The 19,005-nt window shown below is 72.9% G+C and carries 21 protein-coding genes and 1 pseudogene; 5 read left to right on the forward strand and 17 right to left on the reverse strand.

Annotation, left to right across the window (positions count from 1 at the left end; all coding sequences use genetic code 11):
• Nucleotides 1-163: 163 nt before the first annotated feature.
• Nucleotides 164-922 (forward strand): PP2C family protein-serine/threonine phosphatase, encoded by a 759-nt coding sequence (locus QBL25_RS04870; protein ID WP_409055729.1) that lies wholly within the window; start codon nt 164-166, stop codon nt 920-922.
• A gap of 102 nt (nt 923-1,024) precedes the next feature.
• The gene (locus QBL25_RS04875; protein WP_409055730.1) at nt 1,025-1,645 is read left to right on the forward strand and encodes an L-threonylcarbamoyladenylate synthase; all 621 of its coding nucleotides are present in this window, start codon (nt 1,025-1,027) and stop codon (nt 1,643-1,645) included.
• A 22-nt stretch (nt 1,646-1,667) separates the two neighbouring features.
• On the opposite strand, the gene QBL25_RS04880 is transcribed toward QBL25_RS04875, so the two are convergent.
• The 8 genes from QBL25_RS04880 to QBL25_RS04915 form a co-directional block, all read right to left on the reverse strand.
• Nucleotides 1,668-2,327 (reverse strand): alpha-ketoglutarate-dependent dioxygenase AlkB family protein, encoded by a 660-nt coding sequence (locus QBL25_RS04880; protein ID WP_409055731.1) that lies wholly within the window; start codon nt 2,325-2,327, stop codon nt 1,668-1,670.
• Nucleotides 2,324-2,887 carry a hypothetical protein gene (locus QBL25_RS04885; protein ID WP_409055732.1) on the reverse strand — a complete coding sequence of 188 codons (564 nt, stop codon included), beginning with the start codon at nt 2,885-2,887 and terminating at the stop codon, nt 2,324-2,326. The genes QBL25_RS04880 and QBL25_RS04885 overlap by 4 nt, the downstream gene beginning before the upstream one ends.
• Nucleotides 2,884-3,210, reverse strand: a complete 327-nt coding sequence (locus QBL25_RS04890; protein WP_409055733.1) for an Ada metal-binding domain-containing protein — start codon at nt 3,208-3,210, stop codon at nt 2,884-2,886. Before QBL25_RS04890 ends, QBL25_RS04885 begins: the two co-directional genes overlap by 4 nt.
• Entirely contained in the window at nt 3,207-3,944 is a 738-nt protein-coding gene (locus QBL25_RS04895; protein WP_409055734.1) for a 2OG-Fe(II) oxygenase, read from the reverse strand. The genes QBL25_RS04890 and QBL25_RS04895 overlap by 4 nt, the downstream gene beginning before the upstream one ends.
• Nucleotides 3,945-3,969: 25 nt before the next feature.
• On the reverse strand, nt 3,970-4,473 hold the full coding sequence (locus QBL25_RS04900) for a methylated-DNA--[protein]-cysteine S-methyltransferase (RefSeq protein ID WP_409055735.1): 504 nt from the start codon (nt 4,471-4,473) through the stop codon (nt 3,970-3,972).
• 111 nt (nt 4,474-4,584) lie between these two features.
• Nucleotides 4,585-4,803, reverse strand: a complete 219-nt coding sequence (locus QBL25_RS04905; protein ID WP_409055736.1) for a hypothetical protein — start codon at nt 4,801-4,803, stop codon at nt 4,585-4,587.
• Between the two features lie 9 nt (nt 4,804-4,812).
• Nucleotides 4,813-5,763, reverse strand: coding sequence for a DMT family transporter (locus tag QBL25_RS04910; protein ID WP_409055737.1), 951 nt, complete (start codon nt 5,761-5,763; stop codon nt 4,813-4,815).
• Between the two features lie 153 nt (nt 5,764-5,916).
• The gene (locus QBL25_RS04915; RefSeq protein WP_409055738.1) at nt 5,917-6,828 is read right to left on the reverse strand and encodes an EamA family transporter; all 912 of its coding nucleotides are present in this window, start codon (nt 6,826-6,828) and stop codon (nt 5,917-5,919) included.
• 103 nt (nt 6,829-6,931) lie between these two features.
• Between QBL25_RS04915 and QBL25_RS04920 the strand changes: the two genes are divergently transcribed.
• Nucleotides 6,932-7,786 (forward strand): LysR family transcriptional regulator, encoded by an 855-nt coding sequence (locus QBL25_RS04920; protein WP_409055739.1) that lies wholly within the window; start codon nt 6,932-6,934, stop codon nt 7,784-7,786.
• Nucleotides 7,787-7,916: 130 nt separating this feature from the next.
• Here the strand turns inward: QBL25_RS04920 and QBL25_RS04925 are convergent.
• The 7 genes and pseudogenes from QBL25_RS04925 to QBL25_RS04955 all read right to left on the reverse strand — a co-directional run.
• Nucleotides 7,917-8,348: pseudogene (locus tag QBL25_RS04925) on the reverse strand (PPOX class F420-dependent oxidoreductase); the annotation flags it as partial.
• Between the two features lie 264 nt (nt 8,349-8,612).
• Nucleotides 8,613-9,785 carry an ABC transporter permease gene (locus QBL25_RS04930; RefSeq protein WP_409062550.1) on the reverse strand — a complete coding sequence of 391 codons (1,173 nt, stop codon included), beginning with the start codon at nt 9,783-9,785 and terminating at the stop codon, nt 8,613-8,615.
• A gap of 89 nt (nt 9,786-9,874) precedes the next feature.
• Complete coding sequence (locus tag QBL25_RS04935; protein WP_409055740.1) at nt 9,875-10,594, reverse strand: ABC transporter ATP-binding protein; 720 nt, start codon at nt 10,592-10,594, stop codon at nt 9,875-9,877.
• Nucleotides 10,591-11,976, reverse strand: a complete 1,386-nt coding sequence (locus tag QBL25_RS04940) for a peptidoglycan-binding protein (protein ID WP_409055741.1) — start codon at nt 11,974-11,976, stop codon at nt 10,591-10,593. Before QBL25_RS04940 ends, QBL25_RS04935 begins: the two co-directional genes overlap by 4 nt.
• Nucleotides 11,976-12,548, reverse strand: a complete 573-nt coding sequence (locus tag QBL25_RS04945) for a hypothetical protein (RefSeq protein ID WP_409055742.1) — start codon at nt 12,546-12,548, stop codon at nt 11,976-11,978. Before QBL25_RS04945 ends, QBL25_RS04940 begins: the two co-directional genes overlap by 1 nt.
• A gap of 124 nt (nt 12,549-12,672) precedes the next feature.
• On the reverse strand, nt 12,673-13,575 hold the full coding sequence (locus QBL25_RS04950; protein WP_409055743.1) for a prephenate dehydrogenase: 903 nt from the start codon (nt 13,573-13,575) through the stop codon (nt 12,673-12,675).
• Entirely contained in the window at nt 13,572-14,948 is a 1,377-nt protein-coding gene (locus tag QBL25_RS04955) for a PLP-dependent aminotransferase family protein (RefSeq protein ID WP_409055744.1), read from the reverse strand. Before QBL25_RS04955 ends, QBL25_RS04950 begins: the two co-directional genes overlap by 4 nt.
• Before the next feature lie 180 nt (nt 14,949-15,128).
• Between QBL25_RS04955 and hppD the strand changes: the two genes are divergently transcribed.
• Nucleotides 15,129-16,226, forward strand: coding sequence for a 4-hydroxyphenylpyruvate dioxygenase (gene hppD, locus QBL25_RS04960; RefSeq protein ID WP_409055745.1), 1,098 nt, complete (start codon nt 15,129-15,131; stop codon nt 16,224-16,226).
• Nucleotides 16,213-17,331, forward strand: a complete 1,119-nt coding sequence (locus tag QBL25_RS04965; protein WP_409055746.1) for an alpha-hydroxy acid oxidase — start codon at nt 16,213-16,215, stop codon at nt 17,329-17,331. Before hppD ends, QBL25_RS04965 begins: the two co-directional genes overlap by 14 nt.
• Nucleotides 17,332-17,434: 103 nt before the next feature.
• Here QBL25_RS04965 and QBL25_RS04970 read toward each other — a convergent pair whose 3' ends face one another.
• Nucleotides 17,435-17,728, reverse strand: coding sequence for a ferredoxin (locus QBL25_RS04970; RefSeq protein ID WP_409055747.1), 294 nt, complete (start codon nt 17,726-17,728; stop codon nt 17,435-17,437).
• Nucleotides 17,725-19,005, reverse strand: coding sequence for a cytochrome P450 (locus tag QBL25_RS04975; RefSeq protein WP_409055748.1), 1,281 nt, complete (start codon nt 19,003-19,005; stop codon nt 17,725-17,727). The genes QBL25_RS04970 and QBL25_RS04975 overlap by 4 nt, the downstream gene beginning before the upstream one ends.

Here is a 19,005-nt window from a genome sequence, read left to right on the forward strand (position 1 = left end):
CACGACCGCAAGCTGGTCCGGACCAATCGACGCCCCCACCATGGCACGGGCGGTCACGGGCGGGCAGGGGGTGGCCACGGGCCGCCACTGAGCCGGAAGCGGCTCGCGGCGTGACAATGGGGGGTGCCGAACACACCTGCCGAAGCGGAGAGGGGGTCCACGGATGCCGCACATCACCGTCACCGCGCTGAGCCACCCCGGGCTCGTACGTGATCACAACGAGGACAGCCTGGCCGTCGGCCCCTGGACGCTGTGCGGGACGGTGACCGAGAACCCCCAGACCCTGGGCTTCCCGCTCGGCAACCCCCTCGTCGTGGCGGTCGCCGACGGGATCGGCGGCCAGCCGGGGGGCGAGGTCGCCAGCGGCCTGGTCGTGCGGCAGCTGGCGTCGATCGGCACCGTGCTGGACAGCGAGGAAGCCGTCCGGGACGCGCTGAACGCCTGCAACCACACCGTGTATGCGGCCGCCGAGCGCGATCCGGAACTGACGACCATGGGAACCACGGTCGCGGGCGTCGTCCTCCTGGGGCACGAGCTGCTGGTGTTCAACGTCGGCGACAGCCGCGTCCTCGACGTGAGCCGGTGCGGCCGGGGCGGTTCACTCCGTCAGGTGAGCGTCGACGACAGCCCGCCGCCCGCGCCCGGCCGGCGCACCACCTCGATCGTCACGCAGTCGCTCGGCGGCGCGCCCCGCTTCAGCGCGGTCACGCCGCACGTCAGCACGCTGCCGCTCGTCGGGGGTGAACGTTTCCTGGTGTGCTCCGACGGCCTGACCGATCCCGTGCCCGAGGACACCCTGAACGAGCTGCTCGCGGCCCACGACGGCGGCCGGGCCGTCTTCGAGCTGTGGAAGGCGGCGATCGACGCGGGCGGCCCCGACAACATCACGCTCGCGCTGATCACCGTCGTCGACGACGACTAGCCGCACGGCCCGGGGAGCACCGGGGGCACGCCGAGGGCCGCGGGTGGCGCTGCGTCGGCCGAGAAGCAAGGGGCGGCTGATGCGATCACGTACGCTCGCCGGATGGCGAAGTATTTTGACGTGCACCCCGAGAACCCCCAGCCGCGCAGCATCAGCACCGTGGCCGACAGCATCCGCTCCGGTGCGCTGATCGCGTATCCGACGGACTCCTGTTTCGCGCTCGGCTGCCAGCTGGGCAACCGCGACGGCCTCGACCGGATCCGCAAGATCCGGAACCTCGACGATCGCCACCACTTCACCCTGGTGTGCCAGAACTTCGCGCAGCTGGGCCAGTTCGTGCACGTCGACAACGACGTGTTCCGCGCGATCAAGGCGGCGACGCCGGGCAGCTACACCTTCATCCTGCCCGCGACGAAGGAGGTCCCGCGCCAGCTGCTGCACCCGAAGAAGAAGACGGTCGGCGTCCGGATCCCCGACCACGTCGTGACCCAGGCCCTGCTGACCGAGCTCGGCGAGCCGCTGCTCTCCAGCACCCTGCTCCTGCCCGACGAGGAGGAGCCGCTCACCCAGGGCTGGGAGATCAAGGAGCGCCTCGACCACGTCGTGGACGCCGTGCTCGACTCCGGCGACTGCGGCACGAGCCCGACCACGGTCATCGACTTCTCCGACGGCGAGGCCGTGATCGTGCGCCGCGGCGCGGGCGACGTCTCGCGCTTCGAGTAGCCGCGCGGCCCGCGGGCCCGGGTCAGTCGGTCAGGCCGGTGACCCGCATCGTGATGTTCAGGCGGCCCGAGGTCAGGCCGGTGGCCGGGTCCGCGGTGCCCTCGTACACCTTGGGCACGCCGTGGAAGACGTACCGCGAGGGGCCGCCGAAGACGAACAGGTCGCCCGAGGCCAGTTCGACGTCGGTCCAGGGCTTGGTACGCGTCTCGGTGTTGCCCACGCGAAAGACGCAGGTGTCACCGATGGACAGCGAGACCACCGGGGCCGGGGAGCGCTCGTCCTTGTCCTGGTGCATGCCCATCTTGGCCTGCCCGTCGTAGAAATTGATCAGCGCCGTGTCCGGCGTGTACCCGGCCGCGGCCGACGCGTCGCCGTACGCCGCGGTGAGCGCCCGGCGGCCCAGCTCGACCATCCAGTGCGGGAACGCGGCGACGGGCCGGCCGTTCACGTCACCGGCGGTGCGCGTGTAGCGGTACGGCTGCCAGTGCCAGCCCAGGCACACCGTTTGCACGGACATCACCCCGCCGCGCGGCAGTGTGGTGTGGCGCATCGGCACCGGTCCGGTGGCCCAGGCACGGCAGGCCGTGACGAGTTCGCGCTGCTGCTCCAGGGTGAGCCACTGCGGCACGTGCACCGCCCCGGGGGCGATCTCCCTGGGCGGGCGGGGGATCAGGGCGCTCACGAGATCGTCTCCGGAGGCAGGTACGTGGTGACCCAGCGGCGGCGCACGTCCCAGGTCGCGCCGTCGGCGGTGGCGCCGCGCAGACCGTGCAGGACGTCGTCCCCGGCGAGCGCGGGGAGGCGGGAGTCCCGCAAGGAGGCGAAGGCGTAGCTGCGGGCCGGGGTCCAGTCGGTGGAGTGGCGCAGGCGGCGGGCCAGCTGGGCGAAGCCGAGGGGTGCGGCGGCCAGGACCCAGGCGTCCGGGGCCTGCGCGGTCAGCCGGAGCGCGGGGCGCAGCCAGGACGCGGCGGTCTCGGGCCAGCTCACCGTGGTGAGGACGGTGCCGCCGCGGGCGGTCCACGCGGCGGCGAAGGCCGCGGCGGTGGCGCGGGAGGCCGTGTCGCGGCCGTGCCCGAGGGCGACGGCGTCGATCCGCGCTTTCGCCGGCGTCATCAGGCCGATGAGGGCGGCCAGTTCGGCTTCGGTGTGCGGGGCGGGCGCGGGAAGGTCCGCGTGGGCGGCCGCCTGGGCGGCGCCGACGAGGGGCGAGCGGGAGGATTCCCGATCCTTGAGGATGCTCATGGTGTGCCGGTGCTTTCTGGGTCTGCTCTCCATCGAGCGTACTGAGCGGGCAGGCAGACCGCACAGGGGCGGTATCCCGCCGCGCGCGCGGTGGCCTCGTCGGGGAAGAACACCCGGTGGGTGGCGTAGGGGCCGCGGGCGAGCGCCCGCAGCGCGGAGGGGCAGTCGAGGCGGCCGTACAAGCGCCCTCGGCGGTGCCCGCCCAGGGCGCCCGGTGTGGTGCCGGGGTACGGCTTTCCGTCCGGGCCGCACAGCGTGTACGGGCGCGGGGTGCCCGGAAGCGGGTCCGACCCCTCCCCCTCGACCGCCGGCGAGGGCGTCATGCCGCGTCGTGGAAGACCAGGCCGAGGGTGCGCCGGCGTCCGGAGCGGACGGTGCTCACGCCGTGCCGCATCGGCGCGGTCGACCAGCCGCGCCGGGAGGCCACGGGCCGGTCACGGGTGGTGAAGATCAGTGCGTGGCCCTGCGGCAGGGTGGTGGCCGATCCGCGCGACTGGGCGCGGGGGCGCTGCTCGGTCATGAGGAACTCGCCGCCGGTGAAGTCGGCTCCCGGCACGTCGAGGCCGATGACGACCTGGAGCGGGAAGAGCAGGTCGCCGAAGACGTCGCGGTGCAGGGCGTTCCAGTCGCCGGGGCCGTAACGCAGCAGGATCTGCGCGGACTTGGCCTGCCCGGCCGCGTGGCACATCTCCACCCACTCCCCCAGGCCGTCGGGCCAGGGGGCGGCCTTGTCGAGCCGCGCGGCCCAGTCGCGGGCGACGGGCAGCAGCCGGGGGTAGAAGGCCTCGCGCAACTCAGCTACGACGTCGGGGAGTTCGTGGGTGAAGTAGCGGTACTGGCCGGAGCCGAAGCGGTGGCGGGCCATCTCGACGGTGGAGCGGAAGCGGTCGGTGTCGTCGTACAGGGCGGCGAGGCCGCGGCAGGCCGCGGGGGTAAGGAGCCGACCGGTGAGGGCGTGGCCGTGCTCGTCCAGTTCGGCGGCCAGCGCGTCCCAGTCCTGTGCCGCGACGCGTTCGGTGACGCGGGTGGCCGCCGGGTGCGTGGTGGTGTCGGTCATGAGGGGGTCCTTGGTGGGGTGCGGGTCAGACGAGGGTGGGTTGCAGGGCACCCTCGTGGGTGAGGAGGCGGACCTTGCGCTCCACGCCGCCCGCGTAGCCCCGCAGGGAGCCGTCGGCGCCGATGACGCGGTGGCACGGGCGCACCAGAAGCAGCGGGTTGGCGCCGACGGCGGCGCCCAGGGCCTGGATCCGGCCGCGGTCCACGCCGATCCGCCCGGCGAGTGCGCCGTAGGTGGTCGACGTGCCGTACGGGATCTCCTCCAGGGCGCTCCAGACGCGCCGCTGGAATTCCGTGCCGCCCGGGGTGAACCGGATCTCGAACGCGGTGAGTTCACCGGCGAAGTAGGCGGACACCTGACGGGCGATCCCCGAGAAGCGGTCGTCGTCGCGGACCCAGCCGCTGCGGACGGAGGGTGCGTTCTTCTGCCCGGGCATGGACAGTGACGTCAGCGAGACGCCGTCGGCCGTGGGCTCTCCCACGAGCAGCAACGGGCCGAGCGGGCTGGCGATGGTGGCATGGACGGTCATGGCGACCTCCTCGTCCTTCTTCCTGCGTGGGTTCTCTCTGTTTTCTTCCACCTCAACAGTGGGGTGGTGAGAGCACCGACGCCGGCGGGATTCGGACGCCGCGCTGACGGTCTAGTCGCCGTCGTTGACCCCTGGCTCGATGACCTCCTCCAGGACCTTGCGGACCGCCTCATAGGCGGAGGCGAAGATCTCCGCCCCCAGGGCTTCGTTCGGATCCTCCGTCTCCAGCTTGTCGGACCGCGTCTTCCAGTGCCGCTCCTCCTGCTGGGCCCAGTCCCGGGCCCGCTGGATTCGACGCAGCAGTTCGCCGGCATCCACGACATCAGTCATGCGGGGAACCTACCCACGCGCACGCGGTCCAGCCGGACGATCCTCGACTGCCGGTGCCCGCACGGGCGCGAGCGGGGTGCGTTCGCGGTGGCGCGTCATGCCCACTCCGACGAGGACGACGGTCATGCCCGCGGCGACCCGGAAGCTGAAGGCCTCGTCCAGCACGAGGGCGCCGAGGGCCACGGAGACCACCGGCAGCAGGTAGCCGACGGTCGCGGCGTTGGTCGCGCCCTCGTCCGCGATGATCCGGTAGGTGAGGTGGAAGGTGAGGCCGGTGGCGAAGATCCCCAGGACGGCGACGGCGATCAGGGCCGTGGGATCGACGTGGAGCGGCTCGAGGCCGCCGGCCGGCAGGGCCAGGGCCGTCAGACCGGTCGCCGCCATGAGCTGGGCGGCGGAGAGGGACAGCGTGGGCACGCCCTTGCCGACGAGATGGTGCCCCATGTACGCGAAGCCGACGGCGTAACTCGCCGCGGCCCCCACGATCGCGAGGGCGCCCCAGCTCGTCAGCCCCGACTGCTGCCACGGGGCGAAGATCAGTGACGTACCCGCGAAGCCGAGGAGGAGCCCGGCCAGGCGGACGGGGCGCAGCCCTCGTTCCGTGCCGATGGCGAGGCCGATCAGGACGGACCACAGCGGAGTCGTCGCGTTCAGCGCCCCCGCGACGCCGGAGTCGACGCTCTGCTGCCCGATGCTGAAGAGGCCGAAGGGCAGGGCGTTGCAGAAGAAGGCGGCGACGAAGACGTGCTTCCACGTCGCGCCGCCCCGGGGAAGGCGCTTGCGCGTACCGAAGAGCACCACCGTCAAAGTGGCCGCCCCCAGCGCGCAGCGCAGGAGCGTGACCTGCACGGGGGTCAGCCCCTCCAGGGCCAGTTCGATCCACAGGAAGGTCGACCCCCACAGGAGGGCGAGCACGCCCACTCTTGCCGCTGCCCAGGTGGTTCCGGGGACGCCGTTCACTGTCGCTCTCCTTGGTCGGGGCCGTTGTCGGTGAACGATGCCGTCGCGGACCTGAAAGGACAAGCAACAAGTTCTGAACTTTCGTTAAGCGCAGCTACATACGGAGCGCGCCTACATACGGCGTGCGTGGCGCGCCGGGCCGCCAGCCGTGCCCTACCTGCGCGGCGCCATGACGCTGACGCCGTTCGCCGAGACGATCGCCGCGACGGCCAGCCACTCCACCCAGCCCAGGGACTGCCCCAGGACCACCAGGCCCACCAGGGCCGCGAGGACCGGGTTGACGCTCATGAAGATGCCGAAGAAGCGGGCGTCGACCCGGCGCAGGGCGAGCAGGTCGGACAGGAACGGCACCGCGGAGGAGAGCACGCCTGCGGCGGCCGCGCAGGCCAGGGCCGTGGCCGTCGGCGGATGGTGGAGCAGGACCACGACGCCGACCGGGAGATAGAGCAGCCCGGAGACCCCCGCCGCGGCGGCCGGCCCCTCGACACCGGGAAAGCGGGCCCCCACCGTGCGGTTGAGCAGGATGTACGAGGCCCAGCAGGCCGCGGCGAGCAGACCGAGCGCGATGCCCGCGTAGTCCGTGCTGGGCCGGGGACGGGCCAGCGCGACCACCGCCGCACCCGCCACGACCGCGCACCCGAGGTCCACCGCACGGCGGGACGCGGCCAGCGCGACCGTGAGCGGGCCGAGGAACTCCAGGGTCACCGCGAGACCGAGGCCCACGCGGTCGATCGCGGTGTACAGCGAGAGGTTCATGGTGGCGAAGACCGCCGCGAGGCACAGCAGCGGCCACCACTGGCGCCAGGTGAAGGCGCGCACCCGGGGCCTGCCCACCGCGAGGAGCACGGCTCCCGCGACCCACTGCCGGACGGCCACCACGCCCGCGGGGCCGATGACGCCGAACGCCAAGGCGCCGGTGGCGGCGCCCACTTGGTTGGACAGGCCGCTGCCGAGCATCAGCGCCATGCCCGGCAGGCGGCTTCGGGCTCCGCCCGCCGGGGCGGTCGGAGCGGCCTCGACGCCCTGGACGACGGCGGGCACGGCGGGGTTCCGGGACGTTCGCATGCACCGCAGGATGCGTCACCCGGACGCATACGAAAAATGCATGCGAGTGTTCATCCATGCGTTTTGGTTATCCATGCGATCCGGGGGTCCCTAGACTGCGGGCATGGATCTGGAACTGCGGCATCTGCGCTGCCTGGTCGCCATCGTCGACTCCGGCGGCTTCACCGATGCCGCCGCCGAGCTGGGCGTCTCCCAGGCCGCCGTCTCGCGCACCCTGGCCGGGCTTGAGGACGTCCTGGGGGTGCGCCTGCTGCACCGCACCAGCCGGAGCATCACGCCCACGACCGCGGGCGTGCAGGTGCTCGCCCGCGCCCGGCACCTGCTCGCGGAGGCCGACGACCTCATCCGTGAGGCGACCACCGGGCACACCCGGCTGCGCATCGGCCACGCGTGGTCGGCGATGGGCCGTCACACGGCGGAGTTCCAGCGCCGCTGGGCCGCGGACCACCCCGACGTCGAGCTGTACCTGATCCGGACGAACTCGGCGACCGGCGGCCTCGCCGAAGGCCTGTGTGACCTCGCCGTCGTGCGCACCACCTTCGACGAGACCCGGTTCGCCAGCGCCGTGGTCGGCCACGAGCGGCGCTTCTGCGCCCTGGCCGACGACGATCCGTGGGCCAAGCGGCGCTCCGTCCCGCTGGCCGACATACGCGAGCGGACGCTCCTCGTCGACCGGCGCACCGGCACCACGACCGCCGAGCTGTGGCCCGAGGAGGCCCGTCCCCCGGTGGAGTACACCCAGGACATCGACGACTGGCTGGCCATCATCGCGTCCGGCCGCTGCGTCGGCCTCACCCCGGAGAGCACCGCCAACCAGTACCGCCGCGACGGGGTCGTGTTCCGCCCGCTGCGGGGCGCCGATCCCATCGCCGTACATCTCATCTGGCGCCGCCACGACCCGCACCCGATGACGCACGCGTCGGTGGCCCTCTTGTCCGATCTCTACCGCACGTCGTGAGACGTCTCTACCGCATGTGCGGCGGCGGGCCGTCCGTGCCGAGCTGCAGTCCGGGGCGGCCCGCCGGCACCGGGCCGCCGTTGCCGGCTCCCGCGGGGGCGCTCCCCGCGAGGATCCGCTTTCCGGCGGCTCCGTACACGTGCTGCACGTGCAGCCGGATCACCAGGCGCCGCTCGCGCACCATCGCGGTGCGAAAGCCCTCCCAGTCGGGGTGCTCGCCCTGGAACCCCCGGAAGACCAGGGCCAGTTCGTCGGCGACCGCGTCGTGCGGGTCGGTCGCGACCGGCGTCAGCTCGGCGTCCCCCTCGGCGATCATGTAGGAGAAGCCCGCGCCGTCGGTGACGAGGAAGCTCGCGCGCGGATCGCGGCGCAGATTGCGCGTCTTGGCGCGGCTGTCGGTGACCATGAGGCGGATGACGCGGTCCTCGGGGTCGTAGGCGTAGCCGACGTTGGAGAGTTGCGGGCGGCCGTCGCGTTTGAGGGTGACCAGCGTGCCGATGCGCTGCTCCTGGAGCAGATCGAGCAGGGCGCTTTCACCGACGTTCCCTGAATGCTCAGTCATGGGGCGAGAATAGGAGGGAAGCGAGCCGTCCAGACAGCGGAACCTCTCCTTCAATGGACAGCCGCCTTCGCCGAATTCGCTCGCTACGATCGAAGGGAGTGTGCGTATTCTGCTTTTGCCGCGGAGAAAAGCGATGCCCTCGTCGCCCGCGGGGGATTTGGGCTGACGAAGGCACCGCGTCCATGGGGCACGGTCGTTTATGGCATCACGTCCTTCTGGGGTCGCGTCGGCACGGGGCCCATCTTCATGAGGCACCTCTTTCGTTCACGTCGTGGCCAGTGCTTCCGTGGGAGGCAGCCGAGCCGCGCGGACGGCCGGATAGAAACCGGCCAGCCCGCCGATGACCAAGGTCGCGCCGACACCGCCCGCCATCGCCCAGACGGGCACCACCGAAGGCCAGCCCTGGTAGGCCGAGTAGCCGGAGGTGACGGCTATGCCGAGCAGGACCCCGCCCAGACCGCCGAGGGCCGAGAGCAGCAGGGCCTCGCAGAGGAACTGCGTACGGATCTGGCCGCGCGTGGCGCCGAGAGAGCGGCGCAGGCCGATCTCGGAGCGGCGTTCCAGGACCGAGATGACCATGGTGTTGGCGACGCCGACCCCGCCGACGAGCAGGGCGACCGCGCCCAGGCCGAGGAGGAGGCCGCTGAGGGTGTCGTCGGTGGCCTCCTTGGCCTCCAGGACGTCGGAGGGGCGCGATACGTTGGCCTCGCTGGGGTTCTGTGGGTTGGCGGTGGCGCCGAGCACCGACTGCACGTCGCCGACGGCCGACTCCTCGGCGCGGGTGTAGACCGTGGTCGGATAGCCGTCGAAGTCCAGCTCCTTCTCCGCGACGGGCCAGCCGACAAGCGCGGCCGAATCCAGGTCGGGGACGAGCTCGTTGGGCGCGAGGATCCCCACGACGGTGAACCACTGGCCGCCCAGCCACACCTTCGTGCCGGGCCCGGCCCGGAAGACTCCCAGCTGCTCGGCGGCCTTGGGGCCGAGCACGACGGCCGGATAGCGCTGGTTCGCGGCGTTCAGCCAGCGGCCGTCGACGACCTGCGCGCCCGCCGTCCTCGGCAGGTCCGTGCGGGCCGCGTAGACGTTCAGGCCGCCGGTCTCCTCCTTCTTGATGTGGTCGTTGCGGTAGACCTTGGCGCTCGTCTTGCCGATGGCGGAGACCGAATCGACGTCCTTGATGTTGCCGATCATGTCGACGGACGAGGCGGGCAGATGAGCCGCGTCCCCGGTGAACGACTGGCCCGGGGAGACCGTCAACAGGTTCGTGCCCAGGGCGGCGAGCCGCCGGTCGAGGTCCTCGCTGCTGGAGGTGGAGATGCCCACGACACCGACCATGGCCGCGATGCCGATGGCGATGCCGAGCGCCGAGAGGAGCACCCGCATGGGGCGTGAGCGCAGCCCCGACCCGCCCACCCGCAGCACGTCGGCCGGGCCCATCCGGGCCGGTTTGGGACGCGGCGGCGCGGGGCGGGGCAGCTCGTGGGCCGTGCCCCGCTCCCCGCTCGTACGCGACTCCTTGGTCGGGCTCATCGCAGGGCCTCCTCGGGGAGCAGCGGCACGGCCGCCTCGGCCACGTCGGCTTCGATGCGGCCGTCCTTGATCCGGACCTCGCGCGGCAGGGAGCCGGCGATGTCCCGGTCATGGGTGATGACCACGACCGTGGTCCCCGCCCGGTGCAGTTCGTGCAGCAGCTCGATCACCACCGCCCCGGAACGGGAGTCGAGGGCCCCGGTCGGCTCGTCGGCGAGCAGCAGCGGCGGGTCGCCGAGGACCGCGCGGGCGATGGCGACGCGCTGCTTCTCGCCGCCGGAGAGCTGGTGCGGCTCGTGGTGCAGGCGGTGGCCGAGGCCGACCCGGCGCAGGGCGCGCTCGGCGAGGGCACGCCGCTCGCCCCGCGGTCTGCCGCTGTAGAGCAGGCCGTTGGCGACGCTGTCCAGCGCCGGTACGCCGGGGGCGAGATGGAACTGCTGGAAGACGAAGCCGATCGTCCCCGCCCGCAGCGCGGAGAGCTCCCGGTCGCTGAGCTGGTCGACGTCGTGCCCGTCGATGTGCACGGTCCCGGTGGTGGGGCGGTCCAGGGTGCCCATGATGTTGAGCATCGTGGACTTGCCCGAACCGGAGGGCCCGACGACGGCGAGCAGCTCCCCGCGCCGGATGACGAGGTCGGCGCCCTTGAGCGCCTCGACCTCCCCATAGGTCTTGGAGACGTTGGCCAGGTCGACCACCGGGTGGGCGGCGGCGCTCACTTGGGGACCCCCACGACCGTGCCGTCGCCGATGCCGGCTCCGGACACCTCGACCATGCTGTCGGCGAACATGCCGGCCTTGACCTTCCGTGTCGTCACCTCGCCGTCCGCGGCGACGACCTGCACGGCATAGCCGCCGCCCTGCTGCGCCACCAGGGCGTTGACCGGAACGACGAGCACGTCCTTACGGGTCTCCGCCTTCAGGGAGACCTCCACGGCCGCCGCCTGGTAGCGGCCCAGGCCCTTCTGGTCCTTGACCTTCAGCTCGACGGGCAGGGTCGGTTTGTCGTCGCCGCCCGAGCGGCCGCCCGCGCCGGACCCTCCGGAGCCGTCGTCCTGGGAGGGCGTGGTGGGAGTGCCGACGTCGGTCACCTCGGCCTGGACCGTGCTGTCGTCGGGGAGGGTGACCGTGGCCTTGGTGCCCTGGTCGACCAGGTCCTCGAACTGCACGTCGAGGTCGACGGTGACGGTGCGTTCGGTGCCGGTCCAGGTGAGGACGGGTCCGTTCGCGGGCGCGCCCGCCGTGGCCTTCACCTCGGCCACGCGCCGGGCGCCGGGGGCGACCACGGCGTCCGACGGCTGCACGGTCCCGGTCTCCGGGCGCCCCAGGTCGTCCTGCCAGTCCCGTACCGCCGCGGCGGTCGCGGCGTCGTACGTGTCGTCGACGGTGAAGCCCGTGAAGCCGAGCGCGGAGAGGTTCTTCTCCAGCATCTCGACGTCCTTGCCCTCGGTGCCCGGCGTCAGCGGGCGGTAGAAGGGGGTGGAGCCGTACAGGAGCGGGACCTTCTGCTCGGCGATCCGGTAGGCGGTCCCGCCGCGCTTGACGGTGTCGCCGTCGCCCGGCACCCAGGTGATGATCCCGGCGCCCGCCTTGCCGGCGGCCGGGGCCTGTACGGCGGTCGCGTCGCCGTAGCCGAGGCTCCCGTCCACGGTCTCGGTGCGCGTCAGCGTGGTCCGCTCCACGGTCGCGGTCTTCGGCGGCCCGGCGGGCGCGTCCCCCGCGGTTGCCGAGCCGTCGTCCCCGAAGACCCCGGTGGTGGCGACGCCCGCCGCAGCGACCACAGCGATCGCGGCGGCCACGATGAGCGACGTCCGCAGCGGGCGGCGCCTGCGGCCACCGGCCTGCGGGGGCGAACCGCCTTCGTCTCCGCCGCGCTCTTCGTCCCCTCCGCCGCCTCCGGGCGCGGGAGCGGCTTCCTCGGGGAGGGTCTCCTCGCGTGCGGTGGCGACCGCGCCGGGGTCCCGCTCGGAGACCTCGCCGGGCGTGTGGAGTTCCAGGGCTCCGGAGCCCTCGCCCGCGCCGCGGGGCTGCTCCTTCGCCTCGTCGAACTTGCCTGTGCCTGCTTCCCGTTCCCTCTCACGGGTCTCGTCCGGGGCGGTCATCAGGCGCCGCCGCCGGAGCCGGTGAGACCGCCGCCGGGCCACTTGTCCTGGCAGGCGATCCTGGCCTTCTGGAACGCGTCGCTGCCGGGGTCGATGCCGCTCGCGCCGAAGTCGAGCGCCATGTTGCCGCCGTTGATCTCCGGGTCGGGCAGCTTGGGCAGGCCGTTCTCGCGCATGCACTTCGCCCAGGCCGCGACCTTGGCCGAGTCCAGCGGCTCACCGCCGCCTCCGCCGCCGCCGAGCTGGCCGCCCTGCGGCATCTTGTCGCGGCAGGCCTCCGTGGCGGACTGGAACTCCGGCGAGTTGGGGTCGACGTCGCCGCCCGGCGTGAGCGCGATGCCGCCGCCCGCGTCCTTCTGCGGGTCGGGGAAGCCCGTGACGCCGTTCTCGCGCATGCACCGGGAGAAGGCGAGGGCCTGGTCGAAGGGGCTGGTGGGTGAGGCGTCGGGTTTCTTCGGGTCGTCCGACGAGGCGGCCGACGAGTCACCGGAGCATCCGGTGAGGAGGACGCCGGCGACGAGCGCCGACGCCGCGAGCAGGGTCTGTGCGGTGCGTTTGTGTGTGGTGGACATGGGGCCAAGTTCTACGCGGGGACCGGTCACACGGCGGATACAACCGGCGCCGCCCGTACAGGCTCGCCCGGTCCCCGGCCGTCGGCGCGGCCGGCACCCCATCTCACCTGCGGATACGGCGACTTCACCGGGGCGGGCAAGGGGTGGGCCGTCCAGGGGCGGCCGTCCCGTCCAGTCCCCCCGCCCCGGCGACACCGCGGTCGAGGAGGTCCACCAGGGTGTGCCTGCTCTTGCCGGACAGCTCCCGCCCCCGGTCGCGGTCGGCGAGGTCGTACAGGGCGGCGACGACGCTGGAGAGGTCTTCCTGGAGCCGGGTGAGGATGTCGGCCACCGCGGCGGCGTTCGACTCGACGATGTCGCTCCACAGCCGCGCGTCACCGCGGGCGATCCGCGTGGTGTCGCGCAGGCCCTGCCCCGCCAGCTGGGCGGCCTCCGGTGGTCCCTCCCCCAGGCGCGCCGCCATCAGGCTGGCCACCAGATGAGGGGCGTGGGAGGTCAGTGCCACCGCGTCGTCGTGGGCGCGGGCCCGCATCACGCGCGGCACCGCGCCGCACAGCGCGATCAGTTCCAGGGCGCGGCCGAAGGCGGCCCGGGAGGTGAGGCGCGTCGGGGTGAGCACCCAGGGCCGGTCCCGGAACAGTTCCGCGCGGGCGGCCAGCGGACCCGACCGCTCGCGGCCCGCCAGCGGGTGGCCGCCGATGTAGCGGGAGGGGTCGGGTGCGGTGTCCAGGATCTCCCGCTCGGCGAGCGCCTTCACGCTGGCCACGTCGGTGTAGCTCGACGCCTGCCCGCGTGACTGGAGTTCGGCCAGGACCGGGGCGATCTGGCTGGGCGGCACCGCGAGGACGGCCAGGTCCACGGGGGCCGGCGGCGGCTCGGGGCGGCCGGCGCCCAGCACCGCGGCGGCGTGGACGGCGGACGCGTCGCGGTCGGCGAGGTAGACGGTCACACCGCGCAGCCGGGCCGCGAGGGCCACCGAGGTGCCGATCAGGCCGGTGCCGACGACGGTCAGGGTGCGGATCGTCACGCGACCTCACCGTCCCCGTCCAGACCCGGCCCGTCCTCACCGGGCCCGTCCAGAGCGGCCCCGTCCAGCTGTTCGCCGATCATCGCGGCGAGCGCGTCGAGGCCTTTCTCGATGCGGTCGGGCGTCAACGTGCTGATGGACAGGCGCAGTTGGTGGAACCCGGCCGTGGAGCCGTAGAAGTGGTGCATGGGCGTGAACAGCACGCCGTGGTGGCGCGCGGCGTGTTCCAGGAGCGCGTCGTCGACGGTGAACGGCACGGTGACGACGATGAAGAACCCGCCGGTGGGCCGGTTCCAGGTGACCTCGGGACGGCTGCCGAGGCGCCGGCCGAGGCCGTCGACGACCTGGTTCAGGTTGCGGCGGTAGACCTCGGTCTCCTGCTGGTTGGCGGCGACCAGACTGCACTCGTGGGCGAGGAGTTTGCCGCCGATCACGGCCTGGGCGATCGGCGAGGTGTTCACGGTGAGCATGCTCTTGAGCTTCGACAGCTCGTCGGCCAGCTGCACCGCGCCGCCGCCGCGGCCGGTCACCCGCTGGTCGGCGACCACGTACCCGACGCGGGCGCCCGGCATCACGGTCTTGGCGAACGAGCCCAGATAGACGACGCGCCGGTGGCGGTCCAGGGCCTTCAGCGTGGGCAGCCGTTCGGTGCCGCCGCCCAGGATGCCGTACGCGTTGTCCTCCAGGAGCAGCAGGTCCTCGGCGGCGGCGATGTCCAGCAGCCGCCGCCGGTCCTCGAGCGGCAGGCTGACACCCACCGGATTGGCGAAGTCCGGCGTCACGTAACAGGCCCGCACCCGCTTTCCCCCGGCGCGGGCCCGGCGCAGCTGGACCAGCAGGTCGTCGAGGTCGATGCCGTGCTCCCCGGTGCGCACCGGCAGAACCGGCATGTCGGCGAGCAACGCGGCCCCCGTCAGGCCGACATAGGTCGGGCTCGGCGCGAGCACGGCGTCACGGTCGTCGGCGCGCAGGGCGCGAAGGAGCAGGAACATCGCCTCCTGGCAGCCGACCGTGACGACCACGGACGAGGGGGCGGCGTCGATGCCCTCGTCCACCGCGAGGCTGCGTGCCACCAGGTCGCCGATGATCCCCTTCGTGGCGCCGTACTGGAACAGCGTGCGTGCGGCGGCCGTTTCGCTCAGCCCGAGCCGGGTGCGCAGGTGGTCGCAGAAGACGCGGAGGTACGCGTGGATCTGGTCCACGTCGTAGAAGCCCTCGTAGGGGCGGCCCGCCGCGAACGAGATCGCGTCCGGATAGGTGTCGGCGATCTGGTTGAGGAGGTTCATGGACTCCATCGACACGTCGGAGAGCGACGCGTGGAGCGTGGCCGCGTTCAACTCCGCGACGGCGATTTCGGGGTGCAGGATTTCCATCACTTCAGCGTCTCCTGACAACAGATCGACGGCAATGCCTTGACAGGTGCGGACACAAAGGCGGCGGTCGTAGCATAGGTGCCGCAAAGCGAATTCAGCCTCGCCCCTATTCCTGTCCGGATATTCCGAGACGCGGTGCGAGAGCGAAGAATCCACATTCTCCTTCCCACGAGGACTCCGATGACGGATTTACCCGCAACGGCTCCCTTTGACGACCTCGCGATCGACTATGTCGAGATGTACGTCGACGGCCTGGAGGCCGCCGTATTCGCCTGGGCCGACCAGTACGCCTTCACGGTCGTCGGCACCGGCGGATCCGCCGAGCACCGCAGCATCGCCCTGCGCCAGGGGCGGATGACCCTGGTGCTCACCGAGGCGACCGCCGGACGGCACCCCGCCACCACATACGTGACCACGCACGGCGACGGCGTGGCCGACATCGCCCTGCGCACCGCCGACGTCTCGGCGGCTTTCGCCACCGCGGTGGCCGGCGGCGCGCGTCCTGTGCGGCAGCCGACACGGCACGCGGGCGAGGGCCCGGCGGTCACGGCGGCCGTCGCCGGCTTCGGCGACGTCGTGCACACACTGGTCGAACGGGCCCCGGGGGAAGGCCCCGGCCTCCCGCCCGGCTTCGTCCCCGCGCTCGGCTCGCGCCAGGCGCGCACCAGCGAGGTGGGACTCCTCGACATCGACCACATCGCCGTGTGCCTGAACGCGGGAGACCTCGGAGCGACGGCCCGCTTCTACCAGCAGGCCCTCGGATTCCGTGAGGTCTTCCAGGAGCACATCGTCGTCGGCGCGCAGGCGATGGACTCCAAGGTCGTGCAGAGCGCCGGCACCGGCGCGGTGACACTGACGCTCATCGAGCCCGACCCGCTGGCGCAGCCCGGGCAGATCGACGAATTCCTCAAGAGCCACCACGGCGCCGGCGTGCAGCACCTGGCCTTCTCCAGCAAGGACGCCGTCCGCTCGGTGCGCGCGCTGTCCGCGCGCGGTGTCGCCTTCCTCCGGACCCCGTCGACGTACTACGACCTGCTCTCCGAACGGATCGGGCTCAAGTCCCACACCCTGAACGAACTGCGCGCCACGAACCTCCTGGTCGACGAGGACCACGACGGGCAGCTCTTCCAGATCTTCACCGCGTCGACGCACCCGCGGGGCACGATCTTCTTCGAGGTCATCGAGCGCCAGGGCGCCCAGACGTTCGGCAGTTCCAACATCAAGGCGCTGTACGAGGCCGTGGAGCTGGAACGGACCGGGCAGCGTGTGGCCCGGTGATCCGGCGGGCGCGCACGACCTGAGCGACGTCGAGCGCGCCGCGGCCGCGACCCTGTCACCCGAGGTGTGGGACTTCATCGCGGGTGGCAGCGGCCGTGAGCGGTCCCTGGACGCGAACCGGGAGGCGTTCGACCGCATCTTCGTCGCCTCCCGGGTGCTCAGGGACGTCTCGGCATGCACGACGGACGCGACGCTCCTGAACCGTCCGGTGCGCATGCCGGTGGCGGTCGCGCCGGTCGCGTACCACCGGCTGGCGCACCCCGAGGGCGAGTTGGCCACCGCGCGGGCGGCCAAGACGGCGGGGGTGCCGTTCACGGTGGCCACGCTGAGCAGTGTGCCCGTCGAGGAGGTCACGGCGGTGGGCGGCTCGGTGTGGTTCCAGCTGTACTGGCTGCGCGAGCGGCGGCGCTCCCTGGATCTGGCGCGCCGGGCGGAGGACGCGGGCTGCGAGGCGCTGATGCTCACCGTGGACGTGCCCTGGATGGGCCGCCGGCTGCGGGACGTGCGCAACGGCTTCGCGCTGCCCGGTCATGTACGGGCGGTGCATCTCGACGGCGGTGCGGCCTCGACGGCGCACCGCTCCCCGGCGAGCGGGGGCTCCGCGGTGGCCGCCCACACCGCGCAGGCGTTCTCGCCCGCGGTGACGTGGTCCTGCGTGGAGGAACTGCGGGCGGCCACCCGTCTGCCGCTGGTGGTGAAGGGCGTCCTGGCCCCGGAGGACGCGGTGCGGGCGGCCGGCCTGGGAGTGGACGCCGTGGTGGTGTCGAACCACGGGGGCCGCCAGCTCGACGGCGCGCTGCCCGGCATCGAGGCCCTGCCCGAGGTGGCCGAGGCCGTGGGCGGCGCCTGCGAGGTCTGGGTGGACGGCGGCATCCGCAGCGGCACGGACGTGCTCAAGGCGCTGGCGTCGGGGGCGGACGGGGTCCTGGTGGGAAGGCCGCCGGTGTGGGGGCTCGCCGCGGGCGGGGAGTCCGGCGTACGGCAGGTCCTCGATCTGCTGGCCGCCGAGCTCCGTGACGCGCTGGGCCTTGCGGGGTGCGCCGGGGTCGGGGCTGCGAGGGAACTGCGGACGGTGCGGCCGGCACGGGAGCCACGCCGCGCGTGAGCGGTGGGGCGCGCCGCTACCCGCCGTTTCCCCGCGGCCATCCGTCGTGGGTCAGCGTCTTTCGTCGGCGCACTTCCTCTGCGCTGTTTCACGGCGTTCTTCGTCAGCGACCGGCCGTGTCGTGGTCGTGGTCCTGCTCGTGCTCGTGCTCGTGCAAGGTGATCGCGCCGGACGGGCAGCGGGCGGCCGCCAGGCGTACGGCGGCGGTCAGCCGCGGGCCCGGCGTGGGCGTGGTGAGCAGGACCTTGCCGTCCTCGTCCGACTGGTCGAAGACCGCGGGGACCTGGGCCAGGCACAGCCCTGAACCCGCGCATCGGTCCCGGTCGACCCGTACGTCCATCTGCTTCTCCTCCGCGTTCACCGAGACCGGGCGGCTCTCCGCCCGGGGGTCGTTCACCACGTGACCGGCAGCCGCTTCACCCCGTGGGCGAGCGCGTGCACACGGAACGGCACCTCGTCGTCGGGCACGGCCAGGCGCAGGCCGGGGAAGCGCCGCAGCAGCGCCGGGTAGGCGATCCGCAGCTCCATCCGGGCCAGGGCCGCGCCCAGGCAGTGGTGGATGCCGTGGCCGAAGGCGAGATGGGCGCCCGGCTCCCGCGTGATGTCGAAGCGGTCGGGATCGGCGAGCAGCGCGGGGTCGCGGTTGGCCATCGGCAGCGAGCACAGGACGTGCTCCCCCGCCCTGATGAGCTGCCCTCCGACGGTGACGTCCGCCAGGGCGGTCCGGGGCGTCGGGGCGTGCGGCACCGACAGGTGGCGCAGCAGCTCCTCGACGGCGCCGTCCACCGCTCCGGGATCGTCGCGCACGGCGGCGAGCTGGTCGGGGTGGCCGAGCAGCAGCAGGGTGCCGAGGCCGAGCATGCCGGAGACGTTGTCGAGGCCCGCGAGCACCAACAGGACGCACACGCCGCGCAGTTCCTTGTCCGTGACGGCGTCGCCGTGGTCGCGGACCAGCATGCCGACGAAGCCGTCGTCGGGGTCCGTGCGCTGCCGGGCCACCATCGCGGCGACGTACCGCGAGAGCGATTCCCCGGCCGCCGCCCGCCGCTGCCGTCCCCGGCCGGGGGCGAGGAAGGCGTGGCAGCGGCGCAGGAAGTCGCCGCGGTCGTCGCGGGGGATCCCGATCAGCTCGCACAGGGCCGCGCCGGGGACGGGCGAGGCGAACGCCGTGATCAGATCGGCGGGCGGGCCCGTGCGCTCCATGGCGTCGAGGTGCTCGGTGACGATGCCGGTGATGCCCGGCTCGATCCTGCGCATCCGGCGCAGGGTGAACTCGGGCGTGAGGATGCCCCGGAGGCGGGTGTGCTCGGGCGGGTCGTAGTCCATGAGCTGCCCGATCAGCTCGTCGGGCCGCGGCCCTTCGCCCTTCCCCGCCGATGGTGCCGACGAGCCCGCCGCACGCGGCCCGAAGCGGCGCCGGGTGGAGAACCGCCGGTGGTCGCCGAGGACTTGGCGCACCTCGGCGTGGCCCGTGACCAGCCAGACGGGCATGCCGTCGGTCCCGGGGCCCACGTCGATCCGGGTGACGGGGCGCCCCTCGGACAGCCGGCGCAGCTCCGCGGCCGGGCCGAAGCGCGCGCGGCGGGTGTGGACGAGGCCGGGCCCGGCCGCCCCCGCTGCCCCGGCCGTCTCAGTGGTTCCGCTCGTCTCTGTCGTCCCGGTCGTCGGTGTCAT

This window comes from Streptomyces sp. SYP-A7185, assembly GCF_046103685.1.
Lineage (GTDB): Bacteria > Actinomycetota > Actinomycetes > Streptomycetales > Streptomycetaceae > Streptomyces.

Bases quoted from the DNA above. Each gene is read 5' to 3' on its own strand.
- QBL25_RS04870 (WP_409055729.1), top strand. From the start codon at position 164: ATGCCGCACATCACCGTCACCGCGCTGAGCCACCCCGGGCTCGTACGT.
- QBL25_RS04875 (WP_409055730.1), top strand. From the start codon at position 1,025: ATGGCGAAGTATTTTGACGTGCACCCCGAGAACCCCCAGCCGCGCAGC.
- QBL25_RS04885 (WP_409055732.1), bottom strand. From the start codon at position 2,887: ATGAGCATCCTCAAGGATCGGGAATCCTCCCGCTCGCCCCTCGTCGGC.
- QBL25_RS04890 (WP_409055733.1), bottom strand. From the start codon at position 3,210: ATGACGCCCTCGCCGGCGGTCGAGGGGGAGGGGTCGGACCCGCTTCCG.
- QBL25_RS04895 (WP_409055734.1), bottom strand. From the start codon at position 3,944: ATGACCGACACCACCACGCACCCGGCGGCCACCCGCGTCACCGAACGC.
- QBL25_RS04900 (WP_409055735.1), bottom strand. From the start codon at position 4,473: ATGACCGTCCATGCCACCATCGCCAGCCCGCTCGGCCCGTTGCTGCTC.
- QBL25_RS04905 (WP_409055736.1), bottom strand. From the start codon at position 4,803: ATGACTGATGTCGTGGATGCCGGCGAACTGCTGCGTCGAATCCAGCGG.
- QBL25_RS04915 (WP_409055738.1), bottom strand. From the start codon at position 6,828: ATGCGAACGTCCCGGAACCCCGCCGTGCCCGCCGTCGTCCAGGGCGTC.
- QBL25_RS04920 (WP_409055739.1), top strand. From the start codon at position 6,932: ATGGATCTGGAACTGCGGCATCTGCGCTGCCTGGTCGCCATCGTCGAC.
- QBL25_RS04930 (WP_409062550.1), bottom strand. From the start codon at position 9,785: ATGGGCCCGGCCGACGTGCTGCGGGTGGGCGGGTCGGGGCTGCGCTCA.
- QBL25_RS04940 (WP_409055741.1), bottom strand. From the start codon at position 11,976: ATGACCGCCCCGGACGAGACCCGTGAGAGGGAACGGGAAGCAGGCACA.
- QBL25_RS04945 (WP_409055742.1), bottom strand. From the start codon at position 12,548: ATGTCCACCACACACAAACGCACCGCACAGACCCTGCTCGCGGCGTCG.
- QBL25_RS04955 (WP_409055744.1), bottom strand. From the start codon at position 14,948: ATGGAAATCCTGCACCCCGAAATCGCCGTCGCGGAGTTGAACGCGGCC.
- hppD (WP_409055745.1), top strand. From the start codon at position 15,129: ATGACGGATTTACCCGCAACGGCTCCCTTTGACGACCTCGCGATCGAC.
- QBL25_RS04975 (WP_409055748.1), bottom strand. From the start codon at position 19,005: ATGACACCGACGACCGGGACGACAGAGACGAGCGGAACCACTGAGACG.